The 7,015-nt window shown below is 42.6% G+C and carries 9 protein-coding genes; 6 read left to right on the top strand and 3 right to left on the bottom strand.

Annotated elements, in window-relative coordinates; genetic code table 11:
* On the top strand, positions 1 to 322 hold a 322-nt coding region (locus tag ASF99_RS12945), incomplete at its 5' end, for a hypothetical protein (protein WP_162236811.1).
* Here ASF99_RS12945 and ASF99_RS12940 read toward each other — a convergent pair.
* Positions 323 to 1,216: a helix-turn-helix domain-containing protein gene (locus ASF99_RS12940; protein ID WP_035396046.1), complete on the bottom strand. Its 894-nt coding sequence runs from the start codon at positions 1,214 to 1,216 to the stop codon at positions 323 to 325.
* A 371-nt stretch (positions 1,217 to 1,587) separates the two neighbouring features.
* Between ASF99_RS12940 and ASF99_RS12935 the strand changes: the two genes are divergently transcribed.
* The 3 genes from ASF99_RS12935 (at position 1,588) to ASF99_RS12925 (ending at position 3,967) form a co-directional block, all read left to right on the top strand.
* Entirely contained in the window at positions 1,588 to 2,784 is a 1,197-nt protein-coding gene (locus tag ASF99_RS12935; protein ID WP_055969146.1) for a hypothetical protein, read from the top strand.
* Positions 2,777 to 3,514, top strand: coding sequence for a hypothetical protein (locus ASF99_RS12930; RefSeq protein WP_035396050.1), 738 nt, complete (start codon positions 2,777 to 2,779; stop codon positions 3,512 to 3,514). Before ASF99_RS12935 ends, ASF99_RS12930 begins: the two co-directional genes overlap by 8 nt.
* A gap of 141 nt (positions 3,515 to 3,655) precedes the next feature.
* On the top strand, positions 3,656 to 3,967 hold the full coding sequence (locus ASF99_RS12925) for a hypothetical protein (RefSeq protein WP_023469407.1): 312 nt from the start codon (positions 3,656 to 3,658) through the stop codon (positions 3,965 to 3,967).
* A gap of 48 nt (positions 3,968 to 4,015) precedes the next feature.
* On the opposite strand, the gene ASF99_RS12920 is transcribed toward ASF99_RS12925, so the two are convergent.
* Entirely contained in the window at positions 4,016 to 4,435 is a 420-nt protein-coding gene (locus ASF99_RS12920) for a helix-turn-helix domain-containing protein (protein WP_023469406.1), read from the bottom strand.
* Positions 4,436 to 4,639: 204 nt separating this feature from the next.
* On the opposite strand from ASF99_RS12920, the gene ASF99_RS12915 reads away from it, so the two are divergent.
* Together ASF99_RS12915 and ASF99_RS12910 are read left to right on the top strand one after the other, a co-directional pair.
* On the top strand, positions 4,640 to 5,164 hold the full coding sequence (locus ASF99_RS12915; protein ID WP_055969143.1) for a VanZ family protein: 525 nt from the start codon (positions 4,640 to 4,642) through the stop codon (positions 5,162 to 5,164).
* Between the two features lie 16 nt (positions 5,165 to 5,180).
* Positions 5,181 to 6,176: an ATP-grasp domain-containing protein gene (locus ASF99_RS12910; protein WP_055969141.1), complete on the top strand. Its 996-nt coding sequence runs from the start codon at positions 5,181 to 5,183 to the stop codon at positions 6,174 to 6,176.
* A 60-nt stretch (positions 6,177 to 6,236) separates the two neighbouring features.
* On the opposite strand, the gene ASF99_RS12905 is transcribed toward ASF99_RS12910, so the two are convergent.
* Positions 6,237 to 6,995 carry a homing endonuclease associated repeat-containing protein gene (locus tag ASF99_RS12905; RefSeq protein ID WP_023469403.1) on the bottom strand — a complete coding sequence of 253 codons (759 nt, stop codon included), beginning with the start codon at positions 6,993 to 6,995 and terminating at the stop codon, positions 6,237 to 6,239.
* Between the last annotated feature and the right edge of the window lie 20 nt (positions 6,996 to 7,015).

Here is a 7,015-nt window from a genome sequence, read left to right as displayed (position 1 = left end):
TGATGTAGCAATCGAACGTATCCCACTTGAATATTCGGTCAAACGTGATGTAGCAATCGAACGAATTCCACTTGAGTACTCAGTCAAACGTGACGTAGCAATCGAGCGTATCCCACTTGAATACTCAGTCAAACGTGATGTAGCAATCGAGCGTATCCCACTTGAATACTCAGTCAAACGTGACGTAGCAATCGAGCGTATCCCACTTGAATACTCAGTCAAACGTGACGTAGCGATCGAGCGTATCCCACTTGAGTACTCAGTCAAACGTGACGTAGCGATCGAACGTATTCCACTTGAATATTCTACAACACGAGCATAATTAACTATTTTGACTAACAATGTTTTTTAAAAAATCACTTCGAATAGAAGAAATGATTTTTTTATACTGATTCATGTTGAGTAGTTCGAACAAAAAATACGCTTTGTCATACGCACCAATAATTTGTTCTTTAGTCGCGCCCAACTTCTCAAGACAATCTCCCTTTTGAGCGTATAACTGTCCTAATACCGACATGTCTTTAAAATTAAGGCTTTCTTCAATTGCTTCATCAATCAATTGCAGAGCTTGTTCATATTTAGAGAAATCTAATAAGATTTTAGAAAAATTATAGGTGATTCTAATTTTTTCTGTTACTAAATCATCGCTATCAAAATTTAATTTGAGGATTTCCTCATAAACATTAATGCTATGCTGATAACTTTTATTTTCAGAGTATAGATTCGCGATAGCTGACTTAATACGAATCAGCATACTGGGTGAATAATGAGAAGTTAGATAATCTGCTGATAAATTTTGAAGCTCAACGATACAGGTTCGATAATCAATTTTTTGAAGCCGATACGAACAAAGGTAATAGTAGTATTTGTACAGTAGTACAAACTCAAAAGAAGAATCATGTTGCTCTAAAATCTTTTGACTCTCTTTATAGATTGACTCAAAGTCTTGATTTCTAAAACGATGTAGTAAGTCTTCATCGATCGTCTTTAATGAATCTTGTTGACGATTGGGATCTAGAAACGCAGAAATCGGAACTTGTAACCTTCGGGATAGCGCATATAACAATTCGATTGTTGGGGAATGTGTGCCACTCTCAATCTTACTGATTTCTGCTTGACTGCAGATACCGTTTGCTAAATCCTTTTGCGTTAGATTATGTTTTTTTCGCAGACGGCGTAACGCCAAACCAATTTGCGGTGACGTGAAATGATCCATTGGATCCTCGTCCTTTCATGAAAATTGAACTGTTACTCAGTATCCATTTCTATTATAGAAGTGATTGCAAAGGGATACCATAGATTTACTTGATTTCATATCAATGTTTCATCGCCCGCCGTATTTGATTCAGAAAGGGGTACACCTATGACACTCATCTTAAAAGAAACGCGACGTAACATGACTTCTTGCGCTTGGTGTCTCAATGCTGCTACCGTCTCAGTCGCCCCCTTGGCTCATCGGGAAATGAATCAAACCATTGCTAAGTCTAAGAAAGATAGAAACAAGACTGCTTGAATCATTCTAAGGACTTCATTCGTATGTGGGATGAAGTCCTTTTTGCATGATTTTCATCAGAAAGGAGCAATCACATGATAGGAATTACGATCGTATCAGAACAGGATGGTTGGTTACAACACTCACGTCCCTCTTCAGCGATGAGACACTTTTGTGAAACCCATCGTTTTTCTTTAGATGTTTTTGATTACGACATGCATACGTTCGAGGATTTACTGGATTATATGGATTTTCAAGAATATGAACATTATCTCTTTATTCTACAAGGTGAAGGAGAACGGACATTACGACTGGTTGCTTATTTGCAACAGCAGATGCTTCACGTTCAGTTTCATTTAATTCGAGCGGAAGGTGGTATCGTATTTGGACAACCCGATTTTCTAAATGGTTTAGAACTACCTCTCATATTTGAGGATGAAAAGTTAGTGCTTCCCATCGTTCAAAACGAGTTATTGTCTTTAATGACGGGCGTTCATCGATATGTTTCACTATTCCAACCACAACCGCTGCGGCATGTCTATATCGAAGATAGCTCATTGTTGAATCGTATTCCGGCATCTTTTTTCACATCGATGACAGTGAATAGTATCGTGTATTTCGATCATCCGATGCGTCACGATCTACCAATCATTGAATTAATGAGTCGGACGCCAGTCCTTCTTGCTTTCGGTGATACACTGTCCCCACCGCTTGAAACACGACTTGATGTTTTATCTCGGGCAGAACTCGCTCGTCAGTTGGAGCGCTGGAAGGATACCGGGTGGATTCAAAACGAACGATTTGCCGGTATATTGGATTATGCGACACAAGCTGGATTGAAAAATTCACATCGTCTTTTTTTCTTTGAAGATGGTATCTATGCGGATCGACAGAAAACCGATCGGTTGAATTCGGACATTTCTCTAATGGTTGAGCAAAGAGCAGGGCAGTTAGAGGCAATGGCCACACCAAAGGAACTCGAGTTATTTCCGTTACTCTATCAACTCGCAGGATCATTTTCAGGTGAAAGTCGATTTGTTACACCCTATTCAGATTTAGAATTACCACGAACGATTGGACGTATCGGTCCACTCACGTTGATTGGTATTCAAAACGAAGAGGGGTATTTCGCTTTCGATTTAACATCGATGCAACTATTCGAAACGAACGAAGCATTTTTGTGGATTCTTGAAGCTGATCAAAAAGAACAATTTGACGTATTACCAGAACGACTTGGAGCAGACTATGCAGAAGCGATTCGATACTATAAGGAGTTGATGTATCATGAGTGACGTATTATTTGGTCCATTTTTAAGAAAGGGAAGCTATTCACGTGTTGAAGTACTCGATCACGTTTATGCGGATGAACGTTTTGGGCAACTGTATCAAGAAGCGAAGCAAGTCACAGAAATTGATGAATTGACGTTTTATCGACGCTATCTACAAAAAGAAGAGAAGGTTCTGTTTTACGGCACGTTCGATCCAAAACTCTTTAATCTCTTATCTGATGAAGGATACGATTTATATTTGATCGAGTCAGAAATGATTCGGACACATCAAATCGATACACCGTACCGTCATAAAGTATATGGCTGGAGCCATGATGTGACAGACGTCGTAGGTCCTGAATTCTTTGATCGGATCGTTCTTCCTGGTACGACCATCATGCATTACAACCGTGGGGAACTGCTATTATTCTTTCGGAACATACGTCAACTTTTAGGTGTACATGGAAAACTGCTCGTTTCGTTGCACGATATTCCTTATCTAAGAGAATCAGAGCAGTCCATTTCGACTCGACGGATACATGATACTTTAATGTTCTTTGGTCATCATGTAGATGGCGAACGACTCTTATTTAATGCGTATTTAAAATCAGGTAGCGAAGAAAAAGTAAGCTATGCAATCGATTACTTATACAAACCTGAAACCTTATTTGAATTCGCGAAACTCTCTCGTTATGAAGGTCGATCAATATATGAAGGAAAAACAATTGTCGTTCTTGAATTCAATAAACAATAAGCTTTTGATAGAATAGAAGGAGAATAAATTAAAAATATATCTCCTAGTTTAGTTTGAATAGGTCTAAAGGCAGGGTATTGAGATACAGAAGTTTTGTATTACGATTCAAAGTACATCATGAGAAAGAGGAGCCGGACCATCATGGAAAATCAGAACGAAACTACCTTTCAAAAAAGCTGTCTATCGTTCATTGAGACTTTGTTTCCAGACGAATCCTTTCACTTCTTAGAAGAATCGAGAGCAATGGATGCTTTCGGACATCACGGTATTCAATTGTTTTTTTCTTCAGAACTTCGAACGCTAAAATTCAGTCTTCTCAAACAGACACATCAACGATATGATCGTGTGTTTGTTTCGGAGAAAACTAAACAAAACACTTTTTTCCGAAGGCTGTTGGAGGCAACATATGAAGAAAATCAATTGTACATCGATCATGTCGTAAAAACCGATTAATCCAAAGAAAAGGCATGGGGCGTAATCGCTCCCATGCCTTTTCTCTTTTTAGGCTTCGATCGATGCTGATCCGCGTTTTAACGCATGATCAATCGAAGTCGCCATCTCTTCTCGAACTGTAGTTGAGATCAGTCTACCATCGAAATAAATTTCTTTAGATAAACTCAAGTGAACAAGTAAATCCTCTAATACGAGCTTCAAATCAAGAGGTTTCGTCGGTTCGAGCGCTTGTTGTATGAATTCATTCAGAGATGGGTGCTGAACATGCTTTGGATCAATCAAATCAATGATTGTTGTATTTAAAGCAAGTGCTAAGCGTTCGAGGGATTGGGGAGTTGGCATCCGTTGTCCGCGTTCATATGCGGAAATCGTCGTCGCAGTTTCACCGCATTTTTCGGCTAGATGCTTTTGGGTGTACTTGTGCTGTTTTCGTAGTTGCATGATTTTTTTTCCAAGTGCGCGATTCATAGCGCTTCACTCCTATTCCTCAGGTCATCGTGTATAGTACTAATTAACCACTTATCGTACGGGAGAAACCTTTGAAATGTAAAAAACGTTTGAATAAGGAAATAAAAAGATAGTGAAATACTAAATCTGGCTTTTAAAACGATAGTCATGCTGAGGTAAATCACATGCTATTCTAAGGTGTATGTGAAAAAAAGGAGTGTCTTCATGAAAAAAATTACATGGTCCGGCTACGTCGTCCTTGCCGTTCTCTTAGTCCTCTTTATCTCAAGTTCGATGCCGTACCAGGCACAATCCATCAAACCAGGGTTATCGCGCTTCATTCCGTTAGGATTCGTCGATCATCTGCGTTTCATCTCTTTCTCGTATCACGGAGAAGTCAGTGTCGCTGCCCTCGGACGGAGTGGCTTCATTGAATTTTTCATTCGAAAAGCCGCTCACGTCTCAACATTTCTTGTGTTAGGTGTGGGATTGATTGATTTGACGCGTCGTCGCCTAACGACAGGACTGGCCGTCTTGTTTGCCTATTCGTTAGCAATCACGGTAGCGGTCTTTGATGAGTTTCATCAGATTTTGACAGGGGACCGGACAGGACTCATTCAAGATGTCTTACTCGATGGAATGGGGGCATTAATTGGAATCGGATGTTATCTACTCGTCTATAGGAAAAAAGTACGACGCCAAGCAGGAAGTCTTTCCTTCCAGCACGAAAAGAACAGGCATCACTTTTAACGAAGGAGACTGCCTTATGAAGACTTCCCATTTATTGATGACGAGCGTTGGTCGTCGGACGAAACTGGTCGAGTATTTTGTCCGTGAGATGTCAAACGGTCATGTCAGTACCGCGGATTGTAGTCCACTTGCACCGGGTCTCTATATGACGGAACGCCATCATCTCGTACCACGGATCGATGCACCGGATTATATCGAGCATTTACTTGAATTGTGCCAGCGGGAACAGGTGACAGCATTATTGTCATTGATTGATCCTGAACTGGAGTTACTTGCAGCGGCGACGGAACAGTTTGAAGCCATCGGTGTCACGGTCCTCGTCTCACCGATGGATGCCTGTCGTCTCTGTTTCGACAAGTACGCGATGTATACGTATTGTGTCGCGGAAGGGATCGCGCATGCGCGGACATACGTGACGCTCGAAGCATTCCGGAGCGCACTTGCGCAAGGGGAGGTCCAGTTCCCAGTCTTCGTCAAACCACGCAATGGGAGTGCCAGTCTCCATGTCCAGGCGGTTTCTTCACTTGAGGTCGTCGAAGGATTATTCGCTACCTATCCCGATTTATTGATTCAAGAATACTTAAGAGGACAAGAGCTCGGTGTCGATGTCTATGTCGACTGGCTGACGCATGAAGTGACCGATATCTTCATCAAGGAGAAACTCGTCATGCGTGCAGGAGAAACTGACAAGAGTCGTTCCGTTAAACGCGATGATGTCTTTGAACTGGTCGAGCAGGTCTTAGATGGAACCGGTCTTATCGGTCCGCTTGATTTTGACCTGTTCGATGTGGACGGAACGCTCTACCTATCAGAGATCAATCCGCGATTCGGTGGGGGGTACCCGCATGCGTATGAATGTGGCGTCAATTTTCCGAAAGCGATTCAAAACAATCTCCACGGGCAACGTAATCCCCGACGCATCGGAGCGTATGTGGAAGACATCTATTTATTGAAGCACGATACGGTGACGCTGTTGCCTGCCTCGCTGCTTGAGCAAATCAAAAAATCATAGGCACGAAAAAGGAGTGATCCGGTCGAGACCGGACCACTCCTTTTAGGTAGAAGAGCAGAATCAAGAAAGAGAGACGCGTGCACGCTTGAGGCATTGCACGGCGGAGGTCCAGCTACCGAAGAGAGCGTTGATCGTCGAGGTACTCGGAACCGAGCGACCTTCTGCCCATTTCCGGTAATGAATGATACTGAGGGAAGGTAATTCTTCTTGTGCCTGCCGCAGTGCTTCAAGGACATCTTCTTCGACCCATTTCCGGCGAGGCGGTGCGATGTCGAGGCAAGCGAGGGCATCTGCCCATGAACCGTATTTACGGGCAATCGTCGCGACTGTCGGATGTCCGTTTTCTTGTGCCCAAATCGCATACGTCTGTGTCGTCAGACGTGGAAGGACATCTGAAGCTTCGAGCAGTGCCGTGATAATACGTTCTTCTGTCATCGAGATAGAACGTGTCATTTCAATGTGTGCTTCTTCGAGTGCACGTGACCAAGAACCGAAGCGTAAGTTGATCAATGTCAAGGAGGGGCCATGTTTCGCCTTTGCCCATTCCCGGTAGCTGTTGCTATGGAACGGGTGTAAGCGTGTCGATGCTTCCTTGATGAAAGCAAGAATCTCTTCATCTGAAAAGTACGGACGGATTGATGAGAGACCAGCCGCTTGGAGTGCTTCACGCCAAGAGCCAAATACATTGATGATCGTCGTGATCGATGGAATGTCTTTTCCGACCGACCAGCGCGCATACGTCTTTGCGTCGAGAGCGGGATATTCGATACTAGCTTCGATTAGGCTATCGATGACTTGTTGTTCTGTCCATTTCTTCATGATGTCATACCCCTTTCATG

The sequence above is a fragment of the Exiguobacterium sp. Leaf187 genome, assembly GCF_001423925.1.
GTDB classification, from domain to species: Bacteria; Bacillota; Bacilli; order Exiguobacteriales; family Exiguobacteriaceae; genus Exiguobacterium_A; species Exiguobacterium_A indicum.
This window is presented reverse-complemented; position numbering and strand designations above follow the sequence as displayed.

Excerpts from the sequence above, each read along its gene's own strand:
- ASF99_RS12940 (WP_035396046.1), bottom strand. The coding sequence starts at position 1,216 with ATGGATCATTTCACGTCACCGCAAATTGGTTTGGCGTTACGCCGTCTG.
- ASF99_RS12935 (WP_055969146.1), top strand. The coding sequence starts at position 1,588 with ATGATAGGAATTACGATCGTATCAGAACAGGATGGTTGGTTACAACAC.
- ASF99_RS12930 (WP_035396050.1), top strand. The coding sequence starts at position 2,777 with ATGAGTGACGTATTATTTGGTCCATTTTTAAGAAAGGGAAGCTATTCA.
- ASF99_RS12925 (WP_023469407.1), top strand. The coding sequence starts at position 3,656 with ATGGAAAATCAGAACGAAACTACCTTTCAAAAAAGCTGTCTATCGTTC.
- ASF99_RS12920 (WP_023469406.1), bottom strand. The coding sequence starts at position 4,435 with ATGAATCGCGCACTTGGAAAAAAAATCATGCAACTACGAAAACAGCAC.
- ASF99_RS12915 (WP_055969143.1), top strand. The coding sequence starts at position 4,640 with ATGAAAAAAATTACATGGTCCGGCTACGTCGTCCTTGCCGTTCTCTTA.
- ASF99_RS12910 (WP_055969141.1), top strand. The coding sequence starts at position 5,181 with ATGAAGACTTCCCATTTATTGATGACGAGCGTTGGTCGTCGGACGAAA.
- ASF99_RS12905 (WP_023469403.1), bottom strand. The coding sequence starts at position 6,995 with ATGAAGAAATGGACAGAACAACAAGTCATCGATAGCCTAATCGAAGCT.